This window comes from Variovorax sp. LjRoot84, from assembly GCF_964254305.1.
Classification (GTDB): domain Bacteria; phylum Pseudomonadota; class Gammaproteobacteria; order Burkholderiales; family Burkholderiaceae_C; genus Variovorax.
On record NZ_CAXUTE020000001.1, the window covers coordinates 5,045,867 to 5,072,569 of the forward strand.

The 26,703-nt window shown below is 64.4% G+C and carries 24 protein-coding genes and 2 pseudogenes; 15 read left to right on the forward strand and 11 right to left on the reverse strand.

Annotation, left to right across the window (positions count from 1 at the left end):
- Positions 1–76: 76 nt before the first annotated feature.
- Positions 77–748: a hypothetical protein gene (locus tag ACSQ9I_RS25010; protein WP_436314854.1), complete on the reverse strand. Its 672-nt coding sequence runs from the start codon at positions 746–748 to the stop codon at positions 77–79.
- Between the two features lie 115 nt (positions 749–863).
- Between ACSQ9I_RS25010 and ACSQ9I_RS25015 the strand changes: the two genes are divergently transcribed.
- Positions 864–1,244, forward strand: a complete 381-nt coding sequence (locus ACSQ9I_RS25015; RefSeq protein WP_436305371.1) for a winged helix-turn-helix transcriptional regulator — start codon at positions 864–866, stop codon at positions 1,242–1,244.
- A 109-nt stretch (positions 1,245–1,353) separates the two neighbouring features.
- Here ACSQ9I_RS25015 and ACSQ9I_RS25020 read toward each other — a convergent pair whose 3' ends face one another.
- The 6 genes and pseudogenes from ACSQ9I_RS25020 to ACSQ9I_RS25045 all read right to left on the reverse strand — a co-directional run bounded on the left by ACSQ9I_RS25020 (position 1,354) and on the right by ACSQ9I_RS25045 (position 7,969).
- A complete protein-coding gene (locus ACSQ9I_RS25020; protein WP_436314855.1) occupies positions 1,354–4,761 on the reverse strand; it encodes an AAA family ATPase in 3,408 nt (1,135 codons plus the stop codon).
- 106 nt (positions 4,762–4,867) lie between these two features.
- Positions 4,868–4,927, reverse strand: a pseudogene (locus tag ACSQ9I_RS25025) (NADPH-dependent FMN reductase); the annotation flags it as partial.
- A gap of 118 nt (positions 4,928–5,045) precedes the next feature.
- Positions 5,046–6,002, reverse strand: coding sequence for a Bug family tripartite tricarboxylate transporter substrate binding protein (locus tag ACSQ9I_RS25030; RefSeq protein WP_436314856.1), 957 nt, complete (start codon positions 6,000–6,002; stop codon positions 5,046–5,048).
- A gap of 65 nt (positions 6,003–6,067) precedes the next feature.
- Entirely contained in the window at positions 6,068–6,616 is a 549-nt protein-coding gene (locus ACSQ9I_RS25035) for a VOC family protein (protein ID WP_436305374.1), read from the reverse strand.
- Between the two features lie 42 nt (positions 6,617–6,658).
- Complete coding sequence (locus ACSQ9I_RS25040) at positions 6,659–6,982, reverse strand: NIPSNAP family protein (protein WP_436314857.1); 324 nt, start codon at positions 6,980–6,982, stop codon at positions 6,659–6,661.
- A gap of 6 nt (positions 6,983–6,988) precedes the next feature.
- Positions 6,989–7,969 carry a fumarylacetoacetate hydrolase family protein gene (locus ACSQ9I_RS25045; protein ID WP_436314858.1) on the reverse strand — a complete coding sequence of 327 codons (981 nt, stop codon included), beginning with the start codon at positions 7,967–7,969 and terminating at the stop codon, positions 6,989–6,991.
- Positions 7,970–8,072: 103 nt separating this feature from the next.
- Here ACSQ9I_RS25045 and ACSQ9I_RS25050 point away from each other — a divergent pair, with 103 nt between their 5' ends.
- The 9 genes and pseudogenes from ACSQ9I_RS25050 (at position 8,073) to ACSQ9I_RS25090 (ending at position 15,522) form a co-directional block, all read left to right on the forward strand.
- The gene (locus ACSQ9I_RS25050; protein WP_436314859.1) at positions 8,073–8,903 is read left to right on the forward strand and encodes an IclR family transcriptional regulator; all 831 of its coding nucleotides are present in this window, start codon (positions 8,073–8,075) and stop codon (positions 8,901–8,903) included.
- Positions 8,904–9,080: 177 nt separating this feature from the next.
- Positions 9,081–9,986, forward strand: coding sequence for a LysR substrate-binding domain-containing protein (locus tag ACSQ9I_RS25055; protein ID WP_436314860.1), 906 nt, complete (start codon positions 9,081–9,083; stop codon positions 9,984–9,986).
- 140 nt (positions 9,987–10,126) lie between these two features.
- Complete coding sequence (locus ACSQ9I_RS25060) at positions 10,127–10,615, forward strand: YybH family protein (RefSeq protein ID WP_436314861.1); 489 nt, start codon at positions 10,127–10,129, stop codon at positions 10,613–10,615.
- A 15-nt stretch (positions 10,616–10,630) separates the two neighbouring features.
- Entirely contained in the window at positions 10,631–10,894 is a 264-nt protein-coding gene (locus ACSQ9I_RS25065; protein WP_436314862.1) for a hypothetical protein, read from the forward strand.
- Between the two features lie 147 nt (positions 10,895–11,041).
- Positions 11,042–11,950 carry a helix-turn-helix domain-containing protein gene (locus tag ACSQ9I_RS25070; protein WP_436314863.1) on the forward strand — a complete coding sequence of 303 codons (909 nt, stop codon included), beginning with the start codon at positions 11,042–11,044 and terminating at the stop codon, positions 11,948–11,950.
- 170 nt (positions 11,951–12,120) lie between these two features.
- Positions 12,121–12,867 carry an SDR family oxidoreductase gene (locus tag ACSQ9I_RS25075; RefSeq protein ID WP_436314864.1) on the forward strand — a complete coding sequence of 249 codons (747 nt, stop codon included), beginning with the start codon at positions 12,121–12,123 and terminating at the stop codon, positions 12,865–12,867.
- 112 nt (positions 12,868–12,979) lie between these two features.
- Positions 12,980–13,357 carry a hypothetical protein gene (locus ACSQ9I_RS25080; RefSeq protein WP_436314865.1) on the forward strand — a complete coding sequence of 126 codons (378 nt, stop codon included), beginning with the start codon at positions 12,980–12,982 and terminating at the stop codon, positions 13,355–13,357.
- A gap of 57 nt (positions 13,358–13,414) precedes the next feature.
- Positions 13,415–14,151 (forward strand): annotated as a pseudogene (locus ACSQ9I_RS25085) (SDR family oxidoreductase).
- 261 nt (positions 14,152–14,412) lie between these two features.
- On the forward strand, positions 14,413–15,522 hold the full coding sequence (locus tag ACSQ9I_RS25090) for a carboxymuconolactone decarboxylase family protein (RefSeq protein ID WP_436315823.1): 1,110 nt from the start codon (positions 14,413–14,415) through the stop codon (positions 15,520–15,522).
- Between the two features lie 203 nt (positions 15,523–15,725).
- Here the strand turns inward: ACSQ9I_RS25090 and ACSQ9I_RS25095 are convergent, their stop codons facing one another.
- Complete coding sequence (locus ACSQ9I_RS25095; protein ID WP_436314866.1) at positions 15,726–16,100, reverse strand: VOC family protein; 375 nt, start codon at positions 16,098–16,100, stop codon at positions 15,726–15,728.
- Positions 16,101–16,629: 529 nt separating this feature from the next.
- On the opposite strand from ACSQ9I_RS25095, the gene ACSQ9I_RS25100 reads away from it, so the two are divergent.
- A complete protein-coding gene (locus tag ACSQ9I_RS25100) occupies positions 16,630–17,766 on the forward strand; it encodes an IS110 family transposase (protein ID WP_436314478.1) in 1,137 nt (378 codons plus the stop codon).
- Positions 17,767–18,232: 466 nt separating this feature from the next.
- Here the strand turns inward: ACSQ9I_RS25100 and ACSQ9I_RS25105 are convergent, their stop codons facing one another.
- Both ACSQ9I_RS25105 and ACSQ9I_RS25110 read right to left on the reverse strand, forming a co-directional pair.
- A complete protein-coding gene (locus tag ACSQ9I_RS25105; protein WP_436314867.1) occupies positions 18,233–18,661 on the reverse strand; it encodes a glutathione S-transferase C-terminal domain-containing protein in 429 nt (142 codons plus the stop codon).
- A gap of 344 nt (positions 18,662–19,005) precedes the next feature.
- On the reverse strand, positions 19,006–19,638 hold the full coding sequence (locus tag ACSQ9I_RS25110; protein WP_436314868.1) for an FMN-dependent NADH-azoreductase: 633 nt from the start codon (positions 19,636–19,638) through the stop codon (positions 19,006–19,008).
- Between the two features lie 103 nt (positions 19,639–19,741).
- On the opposite strand from ACSQ9I_RS25110, the gene ACSQ9I_RS25115 reads away from it, so the two are divergent.
- Positions 19,742–20,638 (forward strand): LysR family transcriptional regulator, encoded by an 897-nt coding sequence (locus tag ACSQ9I_RS25115; protein ID WP_436314869.1) that lies wholly within the window; start codon positions 19,742–19,744, stop codon positions 20,636–20,638.
- Between the two features lie 1,924 nt (positions 20,639–22,562).
- Here the strand turns inward: ACSQ9I_RS25115 and ACSQ9I_RS25120 are convergent.
- Entirely contained in the window at positions 22,563–23,459 is an 897-nt protein-coding gene (locus tag ACSQ9I_RS25120; protein ID WP_436314870.1) for a LysR family transcriptional regulator, read from the reverse strand.
- A 150-nt stretch (positions 23,460–23,609) separates the two neighbouring features.
- Here ACSQ9I_RS25120 and ACSQ9I_RS25125 point away from each other — a divergent pair, with 150 nt between their 5' ends.
- The 3 genes from ACSQ9I_RS25125 (at position 23,610) to ACSQ9I_RS25135 (ending at position 26,659) form a co-directional block, all read left to right on the forward strand.
- On the forward strand, positions 23,610–24,263 hold the full coding sequence (locus ACSQ9I_RS25125) for a hydrolase (protein WP_436315824.1): 654 nt from the start codon (positions 23,610–23,612) through the stop codon (positions 24,261–24,263).
- A 284-nt stretch (positions 24,264–24,547) separates the two neighbouring features.
- Positions 24,548–25,468 carry a tyrosine-type recombinase/integrase gene (locus ACSQ9I_RS25130; RefSeq protein ID WP_436296796.1) on the forward strand — a complete coding sequence of 307 codons (921 nt, stop codon included), beginning with the start codon at positions 24,548–24,550 and terminating at the stop codon, positions 25,466–25,468.
- 12 nt (positions 25,469–25,480) lie between these two features.
- The gene (locus ACSQ9I_RS25135) at positions 25,481–26,659 is read left to right on the forward strand and encodes an IS91 family transposase (RefSeq protein ID WP_436296795.1); all 1,179 of its coding nucleotides are present in this window, start codon (positions 25,481–25,483) and stop codon (positions 26,657–26,659) included.
- Positions 26,660–26,703 lie beyond the last annotated feature (44 nt).

Genomic DNA, 26,703 nt, shown 5'->3' on the forward strand with positions numbered 1-26,703 from the left:
ACACTGAGCCCGGATTGCAACGGGGCTACTTTTCTGCCGACACCATGCACAGGTCCGAGTGGTCCGGCGCACTTGATCAGGCTTGCTCTCTCAGGTATCCCGCAAGATGTCGCGCCTGAAAGAGCGCTGCCATATGGAGCATGATGAAAATGGGCACAAAGTAAACGGGGATGAGCACGAGCGGCAACAGTGCCATCGGGCCGGTCGTGATCTCCCCGGCGACGCCGACGGCGAGGGCCGAACTGAGTGCCCCGGTACCGAGGGCCACAACGAGGTCCAACACCCCGAGCGCATTCCACACCACGAAGGTCTTGCTGGCAGCGAAGCTTGGCCGGTGTATCAGGGCAACCAGTAGCCAAGGCGCGGTCACTCCGATCGCGATGTCGCCAAGTCCTGCGGGCCAGGCGAAGCTGCCAGGCAAGACGCCGTGGGCGTACAGCGCCAGAAAGCCCAGCCCCGCAAATCTCCATGCCTGTATCGCCATCATGAGGCGAAGGTCAGCCGTCAGAACAAGTTCGCGGAATAGGCGCGACATCCAAAACCCGGCGAGAAACACGATGGTGGGCGCCGTGACCCCGATCAGGATCGGCAGCGGCGGCGTCCCGGGCGGCGTGACGAACGCTCCACTCGCGCCCAGCAGAATGACGAGCGTGAACCAGACGGCAAGCACGACTGCGGCGACTAGCTTTGTGCCCCGAAGGGCTGGCGACCTCGGCTGAGCGGATTGCGACAGGACAGGGTTCGACATGGCGTCTCCTTTGCACAGTCGCTTGCACTTTGCAAGTTACTTATAACCGTAGCATACTTACTTGCATTTTGCAAGTTTCTCGCGCGGTCGACACCCGCGACTGATGGAAGCGAAGATGAACAAGCCTGAAGGTTTTCGAAGATCCGCCTGCCCTATTGCAAATACGCTCGACCTGGTGGGTGACAAATGGTCGTTGCTCGTCATTCGGGACATGCTCCACGGGAAACGCACCTTTGGGGAACTGCTTGACTCGCCCGAAGGAATCCCAACCAACACACTCGCCGATCGCCTGAAGCGCCTCGAAGAGGCTGGGATAGTCGTGAGCGCCGCGTACCAGGAGCGTCCGATTCGTTACGCCTATGCGCTCAGCAAGAAAGGAACTGCCATGGGTGACGTTCTGCTCGCGCTGGTGCGATGGGGCAAGAGACACATACCAGGTACGCAGACCTTGCGCCGCTCAACTCGGACGCGCGCAAAGGCGGCGCGCGCCGGTTAGCGTTAGCGGCATCGACCATTGTTGAGACTCGGCGATCAATTTTGACTTCCGCAACCTCCCTCGAAGAGAAAGGTCATGCTCTGAACATGGCGCTGACAAGGCGCACGCTTCAGTGGAGCTCGGCAAGCAGCGACCTGGCCTCCTGCAGGTCCGCAGTGTCGAAGCCCTCGGTGAACCAGCCATAGCTCTCGGCCAACATCTGGCGGGCCTCCGCCGACTTGCCCTGCTGCCGCCACAGCCGGCTCAAGGCCATCACCGCGCGCAGCTCCAGCGATCGGGCGCCCTGCCGGCGAGCGATGGTGATCGCCTGCAGGAAGCAGTCCTCGACCTCGCCGCCGGCCTCCTCGCCCTCGCGGCCCGGCTGCAGCAACATCAGCTCGCCCTTGAGTCGATAAAGCTCCGCCTCGTAAACACGCTCCTGCGTGAGCTCCACCAAGGCCAAGGCCTCGGCCAGTGTCTTCAGCCCCGCCTCGGCCTGCCCCGCTCTTCCGTAGGCTTCGGCCAGCAAGGCCAGGAAGCGCGTGCGCCATAGCCCCGCGCCCGTGGTCTGGTAGGCGCTCAAGCCCTGTTGCATCCTTTCCATCCCTTCTGCTGCACGTCCCTGCTCGACCAGCGCCCAGCCCGAGAGGATGGTTCCCCAACCCAGCCAGAACGGGAAGCCGTGCTCGGTCGCGAGCGCAAGGACGGCCTCCGTCAGCTCGCGGGCGGGCTGCGCCTCGCGGCGGAACAAATGGAGCTCGGCGGCGAAGGTCAAGGCGCTGGCGGAGTCCGGAGGATGGGACAGGGTCTGAGCCCGGGCGAGCATCGCCTGGCTGCGTGCGAGGGCTTGGTCCGGATAGCCCAGAAGCCACAGGTCCATGGCGACGAAGGCCAGCCCCAGCACGCCGGGCTCGAAGACAAAGAAGTAGGCCGGCGACGGGTGCCGCGCAGGGTCGTGAAGGGCCAAGGCCTGTTCCAGATGCGCGCGAGCAGGGTCGAGCTCGCCGAGACCGAACAGGGCAGTTCCCAACGCCCGATGGGCGTGCACGAGCAAGGCCGGGTCTTGCGCCTTCTGGGCCAGCGTGACGAGCTGCTCCGCCAGCTCGCGCGCGGTCGGCAGTTCCCCCCGGACCATGTAGAAGGTCCGCAGACCCATCAGCGCGGGGAAGAGATGGACCGTCTCCCCGAGCTGTCGGCACAGCATCAGCGCCCGGGTATAGGTCGCCTCCACTTCCGGTGCAGCGAGCCCCTTGGCGGCCATCCAGGCCGGACCGAGGGTGATCTGGAGCGCGAGTTCCTGCCGTGCGCGCTCGGGCGCATCGGGCAGGGTCTCGAGCAAGGCCAGGGCCGTGGTGAGGTGGGCGACTGCTTCGGCATCGGCGGAGCGCTGCAGCGCCTGGCGCCCGGCGCAGTGCAGGTATTCCACCGCCTTCGGCGCGTTGCCACTGCGGCCGAAATGATGCGCCAGCTCGCTACAGTGCTCCTCGAGATGGGAGGCGAACAGGGCCTCGATCACCTGCGCCGTGCGCTCATGCAGTGCGCGGCGCCGCTCGATCAGCAGCGAGCCGTAGCTCACCTCCTGGGTCAGCCCATGCACGAAGCTGTACTCCACCTCCGGAAATGCCGGCTGCTGGTAAATGAACTCCCCGGCCTGCAGCCGCGCCAGCAGGCTCTTCAGCATGTCTTCGGGCTGATCGACGACGCGCGCGAGCAGGCTCCATGCAAATGACTTGCCGATCACCGCCAGGGTCTGCAGCAGCGCCTTCTCGGCCGGCTCCAAGCGGTCGATGCGGGCGGCGAGCACGCCTTGCACGGTGGTCGGGATATGCAGCGTGGTCGGAACCTGCTCGAGGCGGTAGTGCCCGCGCTCGCCGCGCAGTACCTGCTCCTCGACCAGCGTCTGCACCACTTCCTCCATGAAGAATGGGTTGCCTTCGGTCTGCTCCAGGATCAGCTCCTCGAGCGGGCCGAGCCCGGCGGCGTCGCCCAGCAGGCCCCGAAGCAGTTCCCGGGCTTCGGCTTCGCCCAGGGGATCCAGCCGCAACTGGGTGTAGTAGCCCTTGCGACTCCAGTCGTGCTGGTACTCGGGCCTGTAATTGACCAGCAGAAGGATGCGGGCGTCGGCCACGCTCTCGGCGAGAACGCCGAGGAAGGCGTCGGTCTCGCTGTCGAGCCATTGCAGATCCTCTACGATCAGCTCCAGCGGCTGCGCCTGGCTCTCGCGCACCAAGAGTCGCTGGATCGCCTCGAAAGTGCGCTGCCGGCGGATCTGAGGGTTCGTCTGCGCCAGCGCCGAGCTCGGCTCGGTCGCCCCCAGCAGGTGGAACAGATAGGGCAGGCTGTCTTCCAGCGCACGGTCGAGGGTCAGCACCTTGCCGGTGAGCTTCTCGCGCCGCCGGCGCTCATCGTCCTGCGCAGTGATCTGGCAGTAGTTCTCCAGCAGCTCGATCAGCGGCAGATAGGGATAGGCCTTGCCGTGCGAGACCGAGAAGGTCTCCAGCACCAGGCCATCGCGCGGCGCGCCTAGCTTGAACTCGTGGCACAGCCGCGACTTGCCGACCCCCGGCTCGCCGACCACGCCGACGATCTGCCCATGCCCGGCCTGCGCCTGCGCCCGCGCTTCTCGCAGTTGCTCGAGCTCGCGGGCACGGCCGACAAAGCGCGCCACCCCGCGGCTGGCAGCCACCTGCAACCGGGTGCGCAGCGGGCCGAGGCCGAGCACTTCAAAGACGGCGAGCGGCTCGGGCAGCCCCTTGATCGGCGTCGCGCCGAGCGCCTTGAATGCGAAATAGCCCTCGCTCAGCTTGCGCGTGCGTTCGCTTGCGACGATCGAACCGGGCACCGCAATGCCTTCCATGCGCGAGGCGATGTGGATAGAGTTCCCCACCGGGTCGTAGTCGGTGTGCAAGTCCTCGGTGCGGATCGCGCGCACCACGACTTCGCCGGAGTTCACGCCGACGCGCAGCTGCAGCGCGATCCCCTGTGCCAGACGCACTCGGTCGGCGTAGCGGCGCATCTCGTCTTGCATGCGCAGTGCAGCATAGAGGGCGCGCTGCGAATGGTCTTCGTGCGCGATCGGCGCGCCGAACAGCGCCAGGATACCATCGCCCATCGACCTGGCCACATAGCCTTCGTAGTGATGCACGGCCTCCATCATCAACGCCAGCACCGGGTCGATCAGGCGGCGGGCGTCTTCGGGATCGAGGTCGTGGATCAGCGCGGTCGAACCGGCCATGTCGGCGAACAACGCGGTGATCGTCTTGCGCTCGCCGTCCGCCGCGCCGCGGGCTTCCATATCCACCTGCGCCGCGCGGATGCGCTCGGCCAGATAGGGGGGCGTGTAGTCGATGGGGGCGCCGGCCCTAGGCGCCGCGCCCGCGGGCGGCCCGCTCAATGGAGCGCCGCATTCGCTGCAGAAACTGGCGCTCGCGCTTGCCTCGTGCCCGCAGGCCGGGCAGACGCGCACCAGCTTGGCGCCGCATTCCTCGCAGAACTTGGCGCCTGCCGGATTCTCGAACCCGCAGCTTGCGCAGCGCATAAGGCTTAGTCTCGCTCACGGGGCTTTCAAGGCCCAACAACTCCCAAATCTTATCAAGGCGCGCAGTGCGCCGGGCTCCGGTAGATGCCGACATCATCGCCACGGGCTTGTAGGCGAAAGGCTGGGCATCAACGCGCGACAGCCAGTCGAGCATGTTCTTGAACATGCCTCCATTCCCCCAGGCATTACCTGGCCAGCCAAGCCGAGAGCCATGCGATTGATAGAGGCGGCGCGCAGGCTGCCACACAGACCAACGACGTCAATGAAGCTGTTGTTCATACAGGCTATTGCATGGGAACGTTCGCGTCCTTCACCACCTTGGACCACCGACTGACTTGCGCCTGAACAAAAGTCTTCATCTCAGCACCGCTCGACGAAGGGCTGGCGACACCGCCAGTCGCCTCGAGCTGCTTGACGACATCTGGCTGAGCCAACACCTTGACCAAGGCCTCGTGCAGGCGCTGCGCCACTGCAGGCGGAAGGCCCCTCGGTGCGGCAACACCGGTCCAGGATGTCACTTCGAAACCTGGCACCGAGTCTTTCATCGGAGGCACACTGGGCAGCTGCGGAGCGCGGTTAGTCGATGTCACGCCGAGGCCACGGAGCTTGCCCGACTCGATATGGGTCCGGGTCACCGTCACGGAGTCGAACATCAGGTCAACACGCCCACCCAATACATCCTGGAGCGGGGCCGCCCCTCCTTTGTAGGGGATGTGGATGAGCTCGATGCCTGCGGCGGCCTGGAACAGTTCACCTGATAGGTGCTGAGTCGAGCCGATGCCCACGGAGCTGAACGAGATGGTGCCAGGCGCGGCCTTCGCAGCAACAAGTACATCCTTTATGTTCTTGAACCTGCTCTGCGCATTGACCGCCAGCACCAATGGGAACTTGGTGACCACGGAGACCCAGTCGAAGCTCTCCAACGGGTCAAAAGGCTGCTTCTTCATCATCGCGGCCGACACTGCATGTCCGCCCGTCTGCAGGATGAGCGTGTAGCCATCGGCGGGGGCCTTGGCGACCTGTCCCGATGCCAGGTTGCCGCCCGCACCGGCCTTGGGGTCGACGACGACTGATTGCCCCAACTCCTTGGACAGCGGCAGCGCGATGATGCGCGCGACCACGTCCGCGTTGCCGCCGGCGTTGAACCCGTGGACAAGCGTGATGGGCCGGTCGGGGTAGCCCGCAGCTTGAGCGACGAGCGGGGCGGCAAGAATGGCTGCGAATAGTTGGCGTCGAATCATGGCTTGTCTCGTGCTTGTAGTTGGAAAGGATGTCGCGTCACACCTCGGTGTAACGGGTTGGTCGCTCAGGAGCGCTGGTAGCCGGAACTGCTGCCGAACAGTTTGGCGCGTTGGGACCAGTCATGGGTCTCGGACCAAAGCGCAAGAACCTCCGGTGCCTCGTCGGCGAAGCTCTGCAGCCGAGCTGGGTCGTGGCACGTGCGTGCGGTCAGCTCTAGTCGGTGCCCGGAGGGATCGAAGAAGTAGATCGAGGTGATGAAGTCATCATGATTTGTCGGCCCTACGACCTTCAATCCCTTTGCCTGCAAATCCTCCTTCGCACGCATCAGGACCTCCACACTCTCTACCTCGAAGGCGAAGTGCTGAATCCAGTCTGGGGAAGCCATGTCCTTGATCTCACCCGGGTCCTTAGGGCACTCAAAGAAAGCGATGGAACTGCCATCCTCGAGCTCGAAGAAGATGTGCACGTGGGGGCTGTATTTCCCCGTTGACGGCACATGGTCCTCACCCATGGCATGGGCGAACTTCAGACCCAGCATCTCGGTGTAGAACTTGGTGGTCTCGTCCGCGTCCTTGCAACGATAGGCGGCGTGGTGCAGTTTCTTGCAAAGCATGCTTGAACTCCTGATGATGGAGGCTGGAAGAGCTTCAGTGGCTCAGTCCTGCCATGTGGGGGTGAAGAAGGAGGCGGGAATGAGAAGTCGCGACTCTTGGCGCACGAGCAGTGGCAGCATCTTCTGTACGTAGGCTTTGAACTGTGGGTCTGCAAGCAGCGCTGCGCGGCGCTGCTCGCGTTCCGACAGATCGACATACGCCCACAGGTGAATCACCTGATTCAGTTCACCGATTTCGGAACGGTAATAGCCCACCATGCGCCCGAGGATGCGGCGCTGCACGGCGAGGCCTTCCGTCTCGTACAGCGCAAGATACTCCCGTACCTTGCCGGGATGCGTTGTGTAGGTGCGTTGCTCGACCAGCATGGCGCGTCAGGCCTTCTGGATGCGCTGTTCGATGGCGCCGAAGATCGTTTGGCCCGCGCCATCCAACATCTCGATGCGCACCGAGTCGCCAAACCTGAACCAGGGTGTGCTGGCCTGCCCGTGCTTGAGCTCCTCGTCAGCGCGCGCTTCAGCGATGCATGCGTACCCGGCTTCTGGATCGAGGTTTGATACGGCACCGGCCCCAATGATGGTGCCGGCGCTCAGCGAGCGCGTGCGCGCCGCATGGGCGATCAGCTGCGGATAGTCGAAAAACATATCTCGCCCGGTGTTGGCACGACCCATCGCGCGTCCGTTGATGAAGGACAGGATTGGGAGGCTGAGCTTTCGCCCATCCCAAGCGTCGCCCAGCTCCTCCGGCGTCACGGCAACAGGCGAGAACGAGCTCGTGGGCTTGGCTTGCACGAAGCCGAACTGCTTCGGCAACTCGCTGCGTGTCAGGGTGCGAAGGGTGAAGTCGTTGAGCAGCATCACCAGCTTGATGTGGGACGCGGCTTCGTCAGCGGTCGTCCCCATGGGCACATCATCAACCACCACCGCGACCTCGGCCTCGTAGTCAATGCCCAGGCTTTCATCGGGTAGGCGCATCGGGTCGCGCGGGCCGTCGAAGCGGTCCGACAGGCCCTGATACATCAGCGGATCGGTCTTGTAGTTCGGCGGCATGTCAGCGCCGCGCGCTTTGCGCGCCTTCTCCATGTGATGGAGGTACACGGACCCGTCCAGGAACTGATAGCTCCGAGGAAGTGGGCTGGCCAGCGCGTCGATGTCCAGATCGAACACATCGGTGAGCTCCCCCTGCTCAAGGCGCTCATGCAACTCGTGCAGCTGAGGCGCAACGGTCGCCCAACGCTCAAGGGCGTACTGAAGCGTTGGGGCAATCTCCCGCGCCGACGCGGCTCGGGTCAGGGCCTTGTTGACGACGATCAGGGTGCCATCGCGGCCTCCGCGCTTCAGGGTGGCGAGTTTCATGTTTGACGCTCCATGTCTTTCCTAGGGCCCCGCCAACAAGGCGGTTTGCATTGACGTCAATTCTTGGACTTTGATCGACGCTTCCGCCTAGAATTTCCATTCAGTGGAAACGCATGATGTGAAGGCCGGCGCGCCCGAAGCGGCCGAAGCGGCCGGCGCGGCAGGAGCGGGGTTGCTACAGCGCTCTGTCGCACTGCTGCGTGTGCTGGCTACAGCGGGCCGGCGGGGTGCGGCGCTGACCGCATTGGCACGCGACACCGGACTCTCCAACAGCACAGCTCACCGGCTGCTCGCCCAACTGATCGCCGAGCGTTTGGCAATGAAGATGGAGGACTCGAAGCGGTACGCGCTGGGTCCATTGGCCTATGAACTGGGGCTTGCGGCTACCCACCAGTTCGACATTCGGAGCCTATGCCGTCCATTGATCGAGCAGTTGGCGAGTGAAACCGCAGAGACGGTCTATCTGATCCAGCGCAGTGGCATCGAGGCCGTTTGCATCGACCTGGTCGAAGGGCCTACGCCGGTCAGAGTTGTCACGCTGCATGTGGGCAGCCGCCGTCCGCTCGGCTTAGGGGCCGGCGGACTGGCCATCCTTGCAGCACTGGACGATGACGAGCAGCAGGCCACCTTGGCGCAGGTGCAAGAACGCATCGCCAAGGAGTGGGACTTCCCCGAGCACATCCTTCGCGAATCGCTGCAGACGGCGCGCGAGACTGGGTGCTCCCTGATTCGCAACCGCATTACCCCAGGGGTCACGGCGGTTGGCCGAAGTTTCAGAGACAGTCTTGGCCACGTGCTGGGCGCCATCAGCGTGGCAGGGGTCAATGCCCGTATGACGAAGGCGCGGCAGACTACCCTCATGCAGAGCCTGACGGTAGCGACGCGCGACATCGAGCGCGTACTCAGGGGGCAAAGCTGGGCCCGGTATGTCTAGACTCTCCGAGCGACCAGTATCGGTAGACAAACTCCGTCCCGATGCGCGGCCGGCGCGACACCTGCCACTGAATTCACGAGCGTTGGCATAGTTGAGTTCGCCGTCGCGTCTCGGCATGGTAGCGACGACTACCGACTCAAACCGGTACGCTGATCGTACGAAACTGCAAGAAGGCCGATGAACACTGACAAGAACGCGATGGCCCTCTACGTGCGGGTGGTCGAAGCGGGGAGCTTCTCCAAAGCGGCTGCGCGTGAGGGCGTGCCGGTGTCCACGGTCAGTCGCAAGATTGCCGAGTTGGAAAAGGCGCTGGGCGTTCGTTTGCTCGAGCGCTCGACCCGGCAACTGCGCATGACCGAGATCGGCCAGGGCTACTTCGAGTCCTGCCGCCGCGGCCTGACCGAGTTCGATGCGGCCGATTCGCTGGTGACGCAGCGCCAAGCCGAAGTCTCGGGCCGGCTGCGAATCTCGATCCCGCCGAGCATGTCCGACTTGGCGGTCGTTCCGTTGGTCAGCGCCTTCCAGCAGCGCTATCCCAGGGTGACGGTGCATTGCCTGGTCACCGAGCGCTACATCGACTACATCGCCGACGGCATCGACCTTTCGATCCGCGGCGGTCAGCCGAGCAATCGCGACAGCAGCGTCGTCGCCAGCACCGTCGCCGTCCAGCGACCGCGGCTGCTGGCCTCGCCGGACTACCTGGCGCGCATCGAGCCGGTGACGCGACCGGAAGACGTGGCTTCGCATGTACAGCTCGCGTTCGCCCGCTGGGAGCGGCCGCTGGCGTGGACGCTGAGCCGCGAGCACGAGTCGGTGCGCATCGAGCCCGAGCCGCGGCTGGTGATCAACGACTATGCGGGCGTGCTGCAGGGCCTGGTCGGCGGGCGGGGCATCTCGGAGTTGCCCAGCTTTCTGTGCCAGGCGGCGCTGCAGCAAGGCCGGTTGGTGGAGCTTCTGCCCGAGTGGCAGTTCGCCAGCGCCAAGCTGAGCGTCGCGTTCCCCAGCAATAGAAACCTGTCGCCGCTGGTGCGTGCCTTCAAGGACTTTTGCGTGAGCTACTTCGAAGCCCATCCCCTGGCGTGAAGGCAAGCCCGGCACGGCGACCCGGCTGCCAGCTTCTCACTGGCGAGAAAGTGATTTGAGCTCGCACCGGCTAGTGCGACCGAGGCTAGATCCCTATTGTTCATTCCGCGCGAATCGCCGCGTCAACACAAGGATTGAACATGATGAAGACCTCTTGGGCTGTCGCAGCTGCTTGCCTTGCTCTTCAAGCCGTGGCGCCCAGCGCCCAGGCCCAGCCGTCGAGCACGGCGCAGGCCGCCCAGCGGGCCGAAATCGAGCAGTTGCTGAACAGGTACGAGCACGCGCTGAACACCGGCGATGTGAATGCTGCCGTGCAGCTCTACACGGACGATGGCGTGTTCATGGCGCCGGAGAGCCCGACGGCCATCGGCACCAAGGTGCTGCGCGAGGCCTATGCCGGCGTCTTCCAGGCGATCGCGCTGAAGCTGAAGTTCCAGATCGCCGAGGCGAAGCTGCTGTCGCCGGAGTGGGCCATGCTGCGCACGACCTCGAGCGGTACCGTCAAGATCGTCGCCAACGGCGCCGAGATTCCGGGCAGTAACCAGGAGCTGTTCCTGCTGCGCAAGACGGGCGGGCAATGGAAGATCGCCCGCTACAGCTTCTCGTCAGTTCTGCCGCGCGCGAAGTGATCTCGGTTGACCACCATGACCAACGACGCAAGCAAGAAGATTCGCGTCGGCATCATCGGCGCCAGTCCGGTTCGCGGATGGGCGGCGCAGGCGCACATCCCGGCCTTGAAGTCGCTCGCGGACGACTTCGAGATCACCGCGCTGTCCACCAGCCAGCGCGGATCGGCCGATGCGGCCGGCAGGCTCTTCGGTGTATCCGTTCCACGCGCTTCGAGCCGGTACGTTCGGGCAGATCGACATCACGCGATACGCGCTGTCAGAGGCAGCGCGTGCGCATGAAGACATTGCCGCTCGTCGTCGCTCGGGTTCAGCCATTCTGGTGCCGTAGCTCGCCGCTCATTCGGCGCTCGGAAGTAGCATTCGCCCTATTCCCGGCGCGCCTGGCCGATTTGAAGGGCGCTGGCAGCACTCACCCTTCACCGAACGATGCCCCTGCAGGAACGATCCTCCGCCGAAGCGCTCGACGAACGCGTCCCCGGCGAGCTGCTCGCCAGCAGCAAGGGGCGGCCGTGGAAAGACCTGTTGGTGCAGGTCTTCCTTCGCCGGCCCGTCCAGGAGAGCCTGATCATCCCGGCGGTTCCCGAGCCGCTGATCGTGTGGGTGCTGTCGGGAAGCGCTGTCGTCGAGGAGCGCGAACTCGGGGGGCGGTGGATGGCCAGCCGGGTGCGCGCCGGAGACTTCTTCCTGACCACCTCGCCGAAGCCTTGCGAACTGCGATGGACGACCGAAGGAAAGGAGCCCTTCCAGGTGATGCACATCTACCTGGGATTGGACGTCATGAAACGCGCAGTGCGCGACGTCCACGGCGCAGACCAAGTTGAGCTTGCCTTGAGGGAGGTGTCCGGGGCGAACGATCCAACACTCTCGATGTTTCTCGGGCAGATTCGCAGCGAGCTCATGGCCCACCGTCAGCCGAGCACGCTGATGGTCCAGGGCCTGGCGCAGGGCCTGGCCGTGCACCTGGTTCGCGCCTATCCCGACGCCGGCCGGCGCCCATCCGCCCCACGCGGCGGGCTGCCCGCATTCAAGCTCCATCGCATCATCGCCATGCTCGAAGAGCGCCTGGACGAGGAATTCCGCCTGCAGCCCCTGGCACGCGCCGCAGGCCTGAGCGAGTTCCACTTCTGCAGAGCGTTCAAGAAGACCACCGGCTTCTCCCCCTCCCGGTACTTCATCCGCCTGCGCGTCGACAGGGCACGCCGCCTTCTTCGCGAGACCGGCAAGCCGGTGATCGAGGTGGGACTCGATGTGGGATATGCAAGTCCAAGCCATTTCGCGCAAGTGTTCAAGCGCGAAGTCGGCGTCGCGCCGAGCGAGTACCGCGGGCAAGCCTGACTGCCGCTGTTCCGACAGCAAAACCCCGACAGGCTCCGCAAGGCAGCGAGCGCTCGAAAAGCGCATCGCCGCGACCATTCATCCCGTGCCCGGCGAAGTTCAACGCTTCTCAACAGCTTGATCGTTGAGGCACGCAAACCTCAACTTTGATGAATGGAAAAGGAACTGTCATGGAACTCAATGGAAAAGTCGCACTCGTGTCTGGCGCCTCGAGCGGCATCGGCGCCGCAACCGCGCGCAAGCTGGCGGCCAACGGCGTGAAGGTGGGCGTTGCCGCCCGCCGTCTGGACCGTCTGGAGCAACTCGTTGCCGAGATCCGCGCTGCAGGTGGCGAGGCCGTGGCGATCGCCATGGACGTCACCGATCCTGCGGCAGTCGCCGCCGGCGTCAAGAAGCTGGCCGACACCTATGGTGCGATCGACATCGCCTTCAACAACGCCGGCCTGATGCCGATCTCGGACGTCGAGAGCCTGAAGACGGACGAATGGCACCGCATGATGGACGTCAACGTCAAGGGCCTGCTGAACACGACGGCAGGGGTCCTGCCGTACATGAAGAAGCAGGGTGGCGGGCACATCGTCAACACCTCGTCGATCGCCGGGCGCAAGGTGTTCCCGGGCCTGTCGGTGTACTGCTCCAGCAAGCACGCGGTGACCGCGTTCTCGGAGGGTCTGCGGCTGGAGGTTGCGCCCAAGCACAACATCCGCGTCACCTGCATTCAACCGGGCGCGGTCGAGTCCGAGCTGTTCGAGCACATCTCCGACGAGAAGTACCGCGAGCAGATGGAGCAGCTGAAGGACCAGATGACCTTCCTCAAGGCCGAGGACATCGCCGACACGATCCTGTTCGCGCTGAAGGCGCCGAAGCACGTGAATGTGGCAGAGGTCTTCGTGCTGCCCACCACGCAACCCTGGTAAGCCCGCCGGCCAGCCTGCCGCCGCTGGATTCATCCGCGGCAGCAGGCTGGCCGACAGCAATCAACCCCTGCGGTGCTCGCAACACCGGGCATTCCGCCACTGAGGACGAATCGTGAAGATCACCGGCTACATCAACCTTTATCGCAGCGGCTGGTTTCACCGCCAAGGCAAACCGGGCGCCTTCGATCTGCATGCGGGCGACGTCTATCCGACGCTCGAATCCGCACTGCGCGACATCGAGCCGCGCACGCACTATCTCGCCACGGTGCCCGTGTGCTGGCAGTCCGACCAGGACATGGCCCCCAACCCCGCCAGCTCGGTGCCAGTCCCGCTTTCGGTCAGCCGAGCCGCATTCCAGGGCGCCAGGACCAGCGCTTCGATGCGCGGCAAGCCCGCCGTGGCGGGCCCTCACGGGCGCGGCTTGCGCTGGCGAGGATTAGGCAAGGATGCGCCGGGAATGACATACCGCTCTCCGGGCTCCCGTTCCTAGACTGCATCTCGTCCCTGCAACAGCGCAAGGATTCAACCCACCACCCTAGGAGCAGTCATGTCTGGAATTGAAGGAAAAGTCGTCGTCATCACCGGCGCCAGCAGCGGAATCGGCGAGGCCACCGCGCGTTTGCTGTCCGAGCGCGGCGCTCGCGTCGTGCTGGGCGCTCGCCGAACCGAAAAGTTGGAATCCATCGCCGGGGCGATCACCCGCGAAGGCGGACAGGCCCGCTTTCGCGCAGTCGACGTGACGAAGCGCGAGGACGTCGATTCGTTCGTTGAATTCGCCGCGCGCGAGTTCGGTCGTGTCGATGTCATCGTGAACAACGCGGGGGTCATGCCGCTGTCACCCTCGAAGAGACCAAGGTCAAAGAATGGGACCGGATGATCGACGTGAACATCCGCGGCGTCCTGCATGGCATCGCCGCGGGCCTGCCCCGGATGCGGGCGCAAGGCAGCGGACAGTTCATCAACATGGCTTCGATCGGGGCGCACTCGGTGTCTCCGACGGCCGCGGTGTACTGCGCGACCAAGTTCGCCGTGCGGGCGATCTCGGAGGGCCTTCGCCAGGAGGTCGGCGGCGACATCCGCGTTACGTTGGTCTCCCCTGGCGTCACCGAGTCGGAGCTCGCCGAGAGCATCTCGGACGCGAGCGCGCGCGAAGTTATGCGCGGCTACAGACAGATCTCGATCTCGCCCTATGCGATCGCGAGAGCCGTGGCCTTCGCCATCGACCAACCCGACGACGTCGACACCAGCGAGATCATCGTTCGGCCAACGGCAAGTCCCTATTGAACTTGCTCGGCCGCCCGCCGCATTTCAACTTGCTCCGCCATTGTTGCGTTGACATCTGTTCGGATGCTCGAAGGCAAGTGACGAGCTGATCACAAAGGAATCTCGATGACCAACGACAACGGCAAGACCGCATCGGACAACGATGCGCCGCGTTCCGATGATGCAGAAGCGCGCCACGCGCGGGGCCTGGCCATTCTTCGGCAGATCGGCGGGCCCGAGTACGACGGCCCCATCGGCCGCCTTGGACGCGTGTCGCCGGACATGGCGCGCTTCACTGTCGACTATCCCTACGGCGACGTTCTCTCGCGCCCCGGGCTCGATCTTCGGCTTCGACAGCTCTGCAACGTGGGCTCGCTCATCGCCCAGGGATCCGCTCAGCCTCAGCTGCGATTTCACATGGAAGGTCTGCTGAACGTCGGAGGCAGCGCTCAGGATCTCGTGGAAGTCATGTTCATCGCCACGGCGATCCTTGGTTTTCCGGCGGCGATCAACATGATCGGGATCGTTCGCCAGATCCTTGCGGATCGGTCCTTCCCGTTCTCTCCAATGCTGCCGGAACCCGATGCGGGCAGCAGCCGGTACGCGCGCGGCCTCAAGGCGTTCGGCGAGCTCATGCAAGGTCCGCCCTCGGACTATCTTGCGTCGTTCGAGGCCATCTCGCCCGAACTGGCGCAATGGTCGATCGAGTTCGCCTTTGGAGATGTGCTGGCGCGCGGCGGGCTCGAGAACAAGACCAAGCATCTCGTCATCGCGACCATGCTGGCAACGGTCGGCAACCGCCAGGATGCGCTGCGCCTCCATCTCGAGAGCGCCCTCAAGGTCGGCACCACAAAGGACGAAATCATCGAAGCGCTGATCCAGGTCAGCGTCTATGCCGGCTTCCCTGCCGCGCTGAACGCATTCGGTGTCGCCGCGCAAGCGTTCGAGGAGCGTGACGAGGTGCCCGCTGTCGGTTCTGCCGTTCCGGGCCTGAAGCCCAGCGCGGAGAACGGGGCCCGGAGAAGGGAGCGCGGGCTTGCCGCGCTCGCCGCGACCTCGGGTGGATCAGGCGAAGCCGTTGTCCGCAGCTTCGAGGACGTGGCGCCTGAGATCGGCCAGATGATCGTCGAGCATTCCTATGGCGACATCTTCTGTCGTCCCGGACTCGACCCCAAGACGCGTGAGCTGACGGCCTGCGCCGCGCTGGCAGGTCGCGCGACCCAGACGACGGAAACGCCCTTGCGTGTGCACATCAATGCTGCGCTCAACGTCGGCGCCAGCCGCGAGGAGATCGTCGAGACGCTGCTGAACATGGTGGCTTACTTCGGCTTTCCAGCGGTGCAGGGCGCGATGCGGATTGCGGGCGAGGAATTCCAGAAGCGCGGACTGTGACCATGGATGAGCGAGCCATCGCTCGCAGAGGGGCGGGCCTTTGCATCTTCAGGGGCGGCAGCACGAACTGCATTCCTGTGAAAGAATCCAGTTCTCATCCGCGAACTTCAGCCTCAGGGCTGGAAGCAGTCTTTCAACGTTTGACATGAGGGGCGGCCGCAAGTGGGCGAAGCCCGCTTGTGGACGTCCCCTCGATTGATGGGTTAGGCCTCGGGTTCGTTGCAAACCACTTCGATGTTGTGCCCGTCCGGACCAATAACGAAAGCTGCAAAGTAGTTCGCGTGGTAGTGCGGGCGCAGACCAGGCGCACCATTGTCCTTGCCACCCGCCTCCAGAGCCGCGCGATAGAAAGCTTCGACTTGCTGGCGATTCTCGGCCGTGAACGCCAGGTGAAGATGCGCCGGCTTCTCCTCGGTTTGGTACAGGCACAATGAAGCCTTACCCTTTGGGCTAAGCTCGACACCGTACGTCGGGGGCCCCTCCGAGACAACAGCTACGCCGAGCGGTTCGAGTGCCTTGAGGAAGAACGCTTTGCTCGCTGCATAATCGCTGACTCCGAATTTGACGTGGTCAAACATGAGTTCTCCTGAAGTGTGTGGGCCTGCCTGAGGGAGAGGCAACCGGAGCATGCCGCCAGCAAAGCGGTCCTTCGCTGCGGCTCGATGTCTCAGACTTAAATGCCGCGTCTCAGCCTTTAATGGCATGTCTCAGACATTAATGGCAAGGAACACACAGCAGCAGTCGTAAGTTTCCTAAGGTTGTGGAGATTTTTGACTAAGCGGGACCGGTTATGGATACTTTCGAGCCACCTTGCCGGCGGTGATTTCCCGAGGCCGCAAGAACCTGTGGCAAACTGATCTATCTCAGATTCGCCCAGCTCACGGCGGTCATCACATTTTTCGTCGCTCGGCGAGCGTCCGCTTGAGAGCGCCTCGTGTTGCGGGCGTCCAATGACTGCTTACAGGCGATGCGGACGTCCGCTGTAAGTCAGCTCTGGGCCCTAAGCGATAGTCCGCCGCAGGCAAAGATGCTATGTGGGACTCCCCGGGCAAGACCCGTTGAGCTAGAACGGAACTTCCCAACCTCTTTGTAGCGAAGGAGACGGAAATGTCGACAACCCAGACAGCCCCACAAGTCAAGGATACGGCGATCGCGGGCGAGTTGTACATGAGCTTCGAGCTCGGCGACAAGTCCTGGAAGGTGACGACGAGCGATGGCCACCGCGGCCCGAGCCGGTACAACGTGGATGCGGGCGACACGGCCGCAGTTGCGCACTGCATAGGCAAGGTCTTGGAGCGCTGCAAGCTCGAGCCGCAGGCCAAGGTGCACTCCTGCTATGAAGCCGGCCGCGACGGCTGGTGGCTGCACCGCTGGCTGATCGAGCAGGGCATCGACAACATCGTGGTCGACTCCTCCAGCATCGAGGTGAACCGGCACGCCAGGCGGGCCAAGACCGACCGGATCGATGGCGACAAGCTGTTGGCGATGCTACTGCGCCATCACCGCGGCGAGCGTGTGTGGTCGGTGCTGCATGAGCCCACGCCCGAGGACGAAGACGCGCGCCGCACGCACCGCGAATTCGCCCGGCTGACGCAGGAGCGCACTGCCCACACGAACCGCATCGGCTCGCTGCTGGTGCTGCACAACCTGCGCCCGCACGTCATCATCGGCGGACGCGACTGGGCGCGCTGGTGGGAACGCCATGGCGAGCAGGTGCCGCCTGTCTTGCGCGCCGAGATCGAGCGCGAGAGCGCGCGGCTTGCGTTGGTCAAGCAGCAGATGAAGGCGATGGAGGCCGAGCGACGCCAGGAACTGGCCGATGGCAAGCAGCCGCAGGTGGCACAACTGGCCCAGCTGCGCGCCATCGGGCCCAAGGGTGCCTGGGTGCTGGTCAAGGAGGTGTATGGCTGGCGGCGCTTCGCCAACCGGCGTGAACTGGCCGGCTGCCTGGGGTTGGCACCTACGCCCTATGCGAGCGGCGACAGCCAGATCGAGCAAGGCATCAGCAAGGCCGGCAACAAGCGAGCGCGCACGATGCTGGTCGAACTCGCCTGGAGCTGGCTGCGCCTGCAACCCGACAGCGCCTTGACCCAGTGGTTCAACCGGCGCTTCGCTGGTGGCGGCAAGCGCATGCGTAGGGTGGGCATCATCGCCTTGGCGAGGAGGCTGGCGATCGCGCTGTGGCGCTATCTGCAGTACGGCGAGATCCCGGTCGGAGCCTCGCTCAAGCCGGCCGCTGCCTGAAGTCCCGAGCAGCCTTGTTCCAACGCACGGTGGCCAAGGAACGCATCATCATGATCAAAGGTCGACGCGCCCGAAACGACTGCGGGTCACTGCAAAGAAGTGACCGTTCCCAAAGAAGGGGCGCGCCGGTAACCGGGGTTTGCCGGTGCGCTTCGCGCGCATGCAGCATGAGGTGCAAGGCGTTCACGCCCTGCACGGATAGAAGTTCGTCCGAGCACTGGCTCGAACGCTCGCCATACCCCGACCTCGAATCAGGGATGCATCACCGGGTGCCGCGCCACTGCCTCACCCGCTCAGCAACACCTGGGGGGCCGCCATGAAATGCCGCTTCGATACGTTGATCAAAAAGGCTTGACAAAAGAGTCCCCATAGAAGCGGTCGTTCATTTCTTGCCTCGCCAGAGGGCGTCTAGTGCTTGGAGGCAACCGACGATTCCGCACGTTGTGAACAAATGCATGGCAATCGGTCAAGCTGTGTGCTTCGGTCCCAGTCTTGACACGAAGGAGATCCAGTCTTCATTGAATGCGATGCGGCGCGGGCTTTGCAGGTAGTCATGCACGCGCTGGCGGCGCTTGACGTTGTCGTGCAGTTTCTCGACCGCCGGTGTGGCGGCCAAGGCTCTTGCCGTCGCCTTAGGGAATGCATAGCGCAGGCCGTCCACCAACTGGAAGAGCGACAGGTCGGCGTAGGTCAGCACATCGCCCACGAGGTGCGAAGAGCCTGCCGGGTTGCGCCGCAGCACCCATTCGAACCAGTTCGGGAACTTCGGAATGCGCTCTTCGCGGAAGGCCCGCGCGCGCTGCATGGCCGCATCGCGCTGGTCTTCGTAGTAGGCGCCGGTCGAGATCGGGTGGTGCGTGGCGTGCGCCTCCGCCACCACGTCGGTGAGCTGCAACTGGTGCGTCCACAGGCCGTCGGCTTCGCCGACGCCCGCGAGGCCCAGCCTCGGGCCGAAGTATAGAAGGATGGCGGCGGTCTGCCCGACGACGATGTCGCCGTCGATCAGGAACGGCGGCGCGAAGGACGGGCGGATGATCTCCGGATCATCGGATCATCGAGCCGGTCGCTCAGCGCGGATTCCTTCTTCTCGGGCAGCCGCGCCACATCGAGTCCGCGCCGGCCGCTCGAGCGCGAGCCGCACGAATTCGCCTCGGCCCTGAATCGTGGGTCAGCAGTGAAGTTGGTAGGTGCTCATGCGGCCATGGTGTCAGGGTCCGCGCGGCCCTGCAACCGGCTGGTTCAGAGCCCCTCGGCGAGCTCGGTGGCTCTGCGTTTGGCCTCCGCTCTTGCGCCGGCATCGACTTCCGGCCCCATCAGCGTCTTTTCGACGACGACGGAGCGCACTTCGCGCACGCCGATGAAGCGCAGCCAAGTCTCGATGTAGGGCAGCTGAAAGTCGAGCGCGTGCGCGGAGCCGTCTTTCCCCAGCGGGTAGTCCAGCCCCCTTGCGCACACCACTGTCGCCATGCGGGTCTGGAGCATGCCCGAGAGGCCAGACGCGTCGAAGCGGAACAGCACGTCCTTGTGCGACACCACGTCGATCAGGTGCTTCAGCTTGTAGGGAACACCGAAGTTCCAGAGCGGCATCGCCAGCACGATGTGGTCCGCGGCGTGGAAGGGCGAGGCGATGCGCCGCACTTCGTCCCACGCCGTTTGCTGGGCGGCGGTGAGCGGTACGCCGTTGATGCCGGCGTACTTGGCGTCGAGCATGTCTTGCGACAGCTCAGGCAGCTCCATCGTCCATGGGTTCAGGGTGGTTACGCGGCACTCCGGATGGAGGCGCGTCAGCTCGTCGATGAACGCCCCGGCAACTTCGATGCTGGCGGAGCGCGTCGTTCTCGGCGAGGTCTCGATGTACAGCAGTTCTTTCATGGCGTGCGGTGAGTGGTTTAGGTCAGCCGAGGCTAGGCACCCGGGACAAAGCACACAAGCAACATAATTTGCATCTATTCAGAATCAACCGCACTGAACAGCCATGCTCGACTCCCAGCTGCTGCGCGCCTTCGTCTCGGTCGCCGACCACGCCAGCGTGACGCGCGCGGCCGATGCCATGCACCTGACGCAATCGGCCGTCAGTGCGCAGATCAAACGGCTGGAGGAGCAGCTAGGCTGCCGCGTCTTCGAGCGCACCACCCGATCGCTGCAACTCACGGCACAAGGCAGCGTCCTGCTGAGCTATGCGAGGAGCATCCTCAGTCTGCAGCAGCAGGCGGTCTCCAGGCTCGCCGCGCCCCGCCATGCTCCGGCGACGCTGCGCCTCGGATGCTCCGAAGGGTTTCCCAGCGAATGGCTGTTCGCCGCGCTCGCGAGCTTTCGCCAGCGCCGGCCGGACGTGCACGTGGAGGTCATGTGCGGCATCAGCACGCTGCTTACCAGGCAGGTGCGGCAGCGGTCGCTGGACCTGATGGTTGGAACGGTCTGCGACGCGGGGGACGACACGGAAACACTCTGGATGGAGCCGCTGGTCTGGGCTTTTTCCGAGCGAGCATTGCTCGATCCCGACGCGCCGGCTCCGCTCGCATTTCTTTCGGAACCCTGTCCATTTCGCGAGGCCGCACTCGCATCGTTGGCCGGTCACGACTCGAACTGGCGGATCGTGCTGACGGCGCAGAGTTCTGGCGCACTGGCCGCAGCGGCCGCCGCGGGACTGGCCATCACCGTGCTGACGCCTTCGGGCATGCCGCCGGGCCTGCGATCCATTCCGCCCGGGACCTTCTTGCCGGCTCTGCCGCCAGCCCGCTTCGTGGTCCAGCGCGGCAACAGCAATGCGGCGCCGGAGCCTCTGCCGGAATTGGTCAACGAGGTTCGAGAGGCGTGCTTTCGATGGCGCGGCATGCACGCCGGCGCGGTCGAACGTCGGCAGGAGCCGTAAGCCGTTCGGCCCGCATTCGATCCTCGGGCATTGCTCACACTTGTAAAGAAACGGACAGGCACCTCGGCCGGCCGCTTCTGGCCGACTAAAGACGTACCGGGCCGTCCCCTGAACTGCAACGTTCAAGTGCTCGGAGAACCGCATCGGCCATGAGCCGGCTATCTGTCCGTCCGACGTGCAGTGCGTCCTGGTCCAGCGGGTGAAAGCCTCTTTCATCGCCAGTCGCCCCGCCGTTTCGATCTGGTGTGAGACGGAGAACCTCTCCATCAAAGTCCACAGTAACCAACGCGGCCGTCTTCTGAAACGCAGTTTCGGTTTTGACTCCGGCGACGGCCAGTCTTGGCGCTGCGTGCTCCTTCCAATCGCTTGGGTTCGCAATGGGTTTGGTCGACTCGCTCAGCGCATGCCACACAGCTTGTGCAAGCTCAGGTGAAGGAGCCACGGAGGGCAATGCCCGATAGGGCTCCGACGCCACCTCCAGTCCGCTGCTGGTTTTGCGCAGTGGACAGACGACGAACCGAGTCGGGAACCTGTAGACCGATGCGCGTTGTGGTTCCATACGGTTCAAAGTTTAGAAGCTAGGTTCGAGGGCTGGTGGGAGATTGTTGATGGCTTGTCGGTTGGTGTGCACGCGCTTCAGGATGGGCGTCCTCGACCTAAAACCAATTCGTCGCGCGCGCCGCGAGCGTCCGCTATCGAGCGAATTCTGCGGCAAGGCCGACCGGCTGCTGTTGGCCGGATTCTGCCGGAGAGTTTCGGGTCGCGCGCGGCTCCATAGCCGCCGAGTTACATGCGCACATGCCGGTTCAGAATCACAACCAGTTCACCGGGCTGCACGCCTTGACTCGGTCGGCCGCAAGGTTCTCCGCTGAGCAAGCGCTGAGGCACGCTGTGTTTTCTGCGGTGGCGCCAGCCCCGGACGCTGGCTTCGTGTCGCAGCGGGCCTTGCAAGCACGCTGTGTCCGCAGGAATGAGCTCACGTCGGACTGCCCTCGATCGGCAGCCGCAAGCAGCGCTTCTCCGTCCAGGTATTTCATCCGGGGCACGAGGTAACTCCGGAGTCGGCGCACGTCTTGCTCGTACCCTGCCTGCGCTTCCCGGAAGCCGTCCTGTTGTGACCCGGGCGCCGGCAGAGAGGCGAGCGCTTGAGCATCCCTGGCTCGGCCATTCAGCACGCTGATGCAGTACGCCGATTGAATTTCGATGCTGGAAGGGGTCTGGCGCTGTGCTTGCGCACTGCAGGCGAGCAGCAAAAGGATGAGGGCGAGCAGAGCTCTGAACATTCCCAAGTCTAGCGACGATGTGGCATGGTTGGTGCTGGCTCAGGGTGTGCATGAAGGGCGCTTGAGAGAGCTGGAGCATCACTGCGCCGTCAATGACCTGAATATTCATCATTGAACGCTCGTGCTGGAGGTCGGCCACGGAGGTCTGCTTGTGGCCGCGATGGGACCTTCATGGAACCAGCTCACTGACTACGCCGATTCCGACAATCCTTGCACCTTCTAGGATCTGAAATTGTGATCCAACGACCAGATCCCCGTAGTCGACATTGGGTGCATAGATGAACGCGACCTCAGCATTTATACAAATTCCGGGCTGAATCGGCGCGCTGGATTCATCGCCCGAAAAAACCACCCCCAAGTACTCTCCACTCCCGACGCGAAAGTGAGGTCTGTACTTCTGGGTCAAGTAGGCGGGCATCGTTCGACCGCCAACTTCCGCGGCAACGAACTGAACTATTACCTTCGCACCGGGCATATGTGAGCTTGATCATAGGACTGCTGATGAGCGAACTGGGGCCGGGTTGTGAGCGTCGGGTTCTGGCCGACTGTAGCCGGTCGCGGGCTCGGAGCTTTGGGCCCGTTGCTGCCCTTAGCGTTCCGTTGGCTTCACCCTAGAACCGCGCATCAACGTCGATGCGCACTCAGACCGGTGCAGCTCCCGCAAGGTGTGGAGACCGGTCGCAATACTCGATTAGGAGCTCGGTGAGGACCCGAATCTTCCGCGCGGGATGCTGACCTGGCGGGCGGATGACATAGGCACCTGCCGGGGGCGGTGGATGACGTGTCATGACCGGCACCAGTGCCCCGGAGGCCAAATGCTCATGGGTGAGCCAATCGGGCAGGTAGGCGATGCCGAGTCCTGCTGTGGCGGCCGCGACCAACGCTGTGCCGTTGTCGCTCTTGAAACGCCCCTGCGGACGAACCGTGATGATCCTGTCGCCGTCCATGAGTTGCCAGGCTTCGGTTCCTTGCATGAGGGCCTGGTGCGCGGCGAGCTCCTCCGGGGTCTCCGGCGACCCATGCGCCTTGACATAGTCCGGGCTTGCGACCAGCTTCCCGTGGATACGACCGATGCGTCTTGCGATCAAGCCGGAGTCCTGAAGATAGCCGACCCGTATCGCACAGTCGTAGCCCTCCGCAATGAGGTCGACGAAGCGATCGCTGTAGCAGGCCTGGATGTGGAGCTGAGGGTGGCGCCGTGCCATCTCCGCGAGGATCGGCGCAAAGTGGGTCGGCCCGAAAGAAAGCGGCACCGCAACGCGCAAACGGCCGCGAAGGTCGCCGGCGGGCAGGATCGCTTCCCTCGCCGCGTCGATCTCGGCGCAGACCCTGGCCGCATGGTCTCGGAACGTGGCCCCGGCTTCTGTGAGCGCGGCCCCGCGGGTGGATCGCGAAAGCAGCTGGACACCCAGTTCCGCTTCAAGCCGCAAGAGGCGACGACTGACGATCGACTTGGCCACGCCGAGCCGGAGCGCAGCCGACGAAATCCCGCCTGCATCCGCAACCTCTACGAATGTCTGTAGCTCCTCGATGTCCAACTGAGCGTTCCACTTTTCGCGACACAGCTCGCCGTGAAATGGTACTACCGTACCGAGTTTGGGAACAACACAATGCGTCCAGGCAACGTCGCCGCCGGCGAACGTTTCCGCAAATCAACCCCGCTCAAAGCGGCAACAAAGGATGCATCAATGACTTTGCGCAACGGCCTTGCTTCGCTTCTTCGCCCCGAAGACTCCGTACTCGTTCTGATCGACCACCAGCCTTACCAACTCGCGAACGTGAACAGCCACGAACCGCAGATGGTGATCAACAACACGGCGGGGCTGGCGAAGGCCGCCAAAGCCTTCGGCGTCCCTACCATCCTGACGACGGTGATCGCGGCCCGAGGCGGGCTCCTCTTTCCCCAGATTACGGATGTATTCCCCGGCCAAGAAGTGATCGACCGGACGTTCATCAACACCTGGGAGGATCGGAAGGTGGTGGACGCGGTGAAGGCGACGGGTCGCAAGCAGCTGGTCATCGCGGGCCTGTGGACCGAGGTGTGCGTCGCGATGCCGGCAATCCAGGCCCTCGGCGAAGGTTGGGACGTTACTGTGATCACCGATGCGTCGGGCGGCGTTTCAGTCGAGGCCCATGAGGTCGCCATCCAGCGCATGATCGCGGCCGGCGCGAACATGATGACCTGGCTAGCGCTCGCGGCCGAATGGCAGCGCGATTGGGCTCGGACCGAGCAAGCCGCTGCACTGACGGAAGTGATCACCCAGCATGCCGGCGGCAGCGGCATCGCCTTCCTGTGGGAGCAGCAGCTGCTCAACACGCCTGTGCCTGGCAACGCAGGATGATCTGAGCGGGGATGAAGAGGTTCTTGCGCAGCGTCGCGCGAAGGCTGACAGCTTTTCGAGCCTCCTCATCCCTCTCTGTCGCAAGGCCGTCATGCCGGGAGCGCTCTTGCGCGCAGGTGAATGTCTGTTCCGGGGCGAATCCTGCCTCGTCAGCCAATGCCCGTACCAGGCCGTTGGACTAAACCGCTGACGCGGTGGATGTGTGCGACGAGGGCAGATCGCGTTGCGCGGAGTTGAGTTGTACCTTGGTTGCGGGGAATGTTCCCCGGAACTCGGAGACGACGATGACACCACTACGTCAACGCATGATCGATGCGATGGTGCTGCGCGGCTTCAGGCCACGCACGCAAGAGTCCTACCTGAGGGTTGTCGCGCAGATGGCCCGTCACTACCGCCGAACCCCGGAGCTGATCACCGACCAGGAGGTCCAGGCCTATCTGCTGCACCTGGTGCGCGAGCGGCATCTGGCGCGAAGCAGTGTCAATCAGGCTTCCAGCGCCGTGCGGTTTCTGGTGTGCGAGGTGCTCGGCCAGAACGAGCGACGCCAGCGCATCCCCATGGGGCACACCTCGCAGCGGCTGCCCGACGTGTTGTCTCGCGCCGAAGTGGCAGCGGTGCTGGCTGCGCCGATGTCCATGAAGGCGCGCACGCTTCTGATGACGGCCTACGCCAGCGGGCTGCGCGTGAGCGAGCTGTGTCAACTGCGCGGCTGCGACATCGACTCCTCGCCCGACCGCATGTGCATTCACGTCATCGCGGGCAAGGGAGGGCACGACCGCTACAGCCTGCTCAGCCCGGAGTTGCTCGAGCAGTTGCGGCTGTACTGGCGGCAATGCAGACGCACTGCACAGGCCGAGGACTGGTTGTTCCCTGCGCGGCTGAACCCCTCCCAGCACCTGGACACCCGTAGCGCCGGGCGCTACTTCTACGCCGCGCGCAACGCTGCGGGCATCGCCAAGGTCGGCGGCATCCACACGCTGCGCCACTGCTTTGCCACACATCTGCTGGAAGCCGGCGTGGACCTCAACAGCATCAGCCAGTTGCTCGGCCACGCCAAGCTCAGCACCACCAGCCGCTACCTTCGCATGGCTCGCCCCGGCCACAGCGTCGGTGACAGCGCGCTGGCGTTGCTGGCCCATCTGCCCAAGGTCGAGCCAAAGGCGCCGTCGTCACCGCCGACGCCACCGCGACCGCCGCTGCACTGAAGCCGCTGCGCGATGAGTGCCACCCTGGCCGAGGTGCTGCACACCTTCGAGCCGGCCTATCTGCGCCAGCACACGCTGAGCACGCCGCAGGCGCGTGCCTGGCGAGCCATCGTCGCTTGCCGCACACCGGCGCTGGGTGGTCAGTTGCAGCGCTGTGACCAGTGCGCACGGGAGCAGCGGCTGTTCCACTCCTGCCGCAACCGGCACTGTCCGCAGTGCCAGAACGACGCCCGCGACGCCTGGCGCCAGGCCCAGCTTGCCGAGTTGCTGCCGGTACCGTACTGCCACCTGGTCTTCACGCTGCCGCACGCCCTCAACGCCCTGGCGCAGTTCCACGCGCGCTGGGCGTACGGCACGCTGATGCAATGCGCGGCGGCCACGCTCAGCGAGTTCGCCGCGAACCCGCGCTGGCTCGGTGCAACAGCTGCCTTCACTCTGGTGCTGCATACCTGGACGCAGGACCTGCGCCGCCACATCCATGTGCACGCGCTGATGGCCTGCGGTGGGTTGGACGGCGATGGCCTGTGGTGTGCACCCAAGCGGAGCCCGACGTTCCTGTTCCCGGTGCATGCGCTGTCACGCGTGTTCAGAGGCAAGTTCGTCGACGCGCTGCGCCGCGCGAGTCAGGCCGGCGAGTTGCCCCGCGATCCCGCCAACACGCCGGCGATGCGCCAGGTACGGCTGGCCGAGCTCAAGCGTCACGACTGGGTGGTGTATGCCAAGACGCCGCTCACTGGCCCCGAGACGGTGTTGGACTACCTGTCGCGCTACACGCACCGCGTGGCAGTCTCCAACGAGCGCATCGTCGGCATCGATGCCAACGGGGTGCGACTGCGCGTGCGCGCCGACGATCATGGCGGCAAGCGAACGGTCCTCATCGACGGACCGACCTTCATCGCTCGCTTCCTGCAGCATGTGCTGCCGCCGGGGTTCAAGCGCATCCGCCACTACGGGTTGCTGAGCCCGGCCGTCAAGGCCGAGCGCCTGGCGCAGGCCCGCTTGGCGCTGTCGATGCCGGCGGCCAATGCCCAGGCTCGAGAGGACGCCGCCACGTTCCTCCAGCGCGTCACGGGCATCGAAGTCTCGTGCTGCCCGCACTGCCGCTTGGGGCACTGGCGTACCGTGCAGGTGTTGCCACCCCAGCGCGGCTGCGCTGCACCGCAAGCCGTTGCATGCCGGGGTCCGCCGTGATACCCGGCCGGCGCATCACCGTCCAAGAACTTGTCCGTCACCGA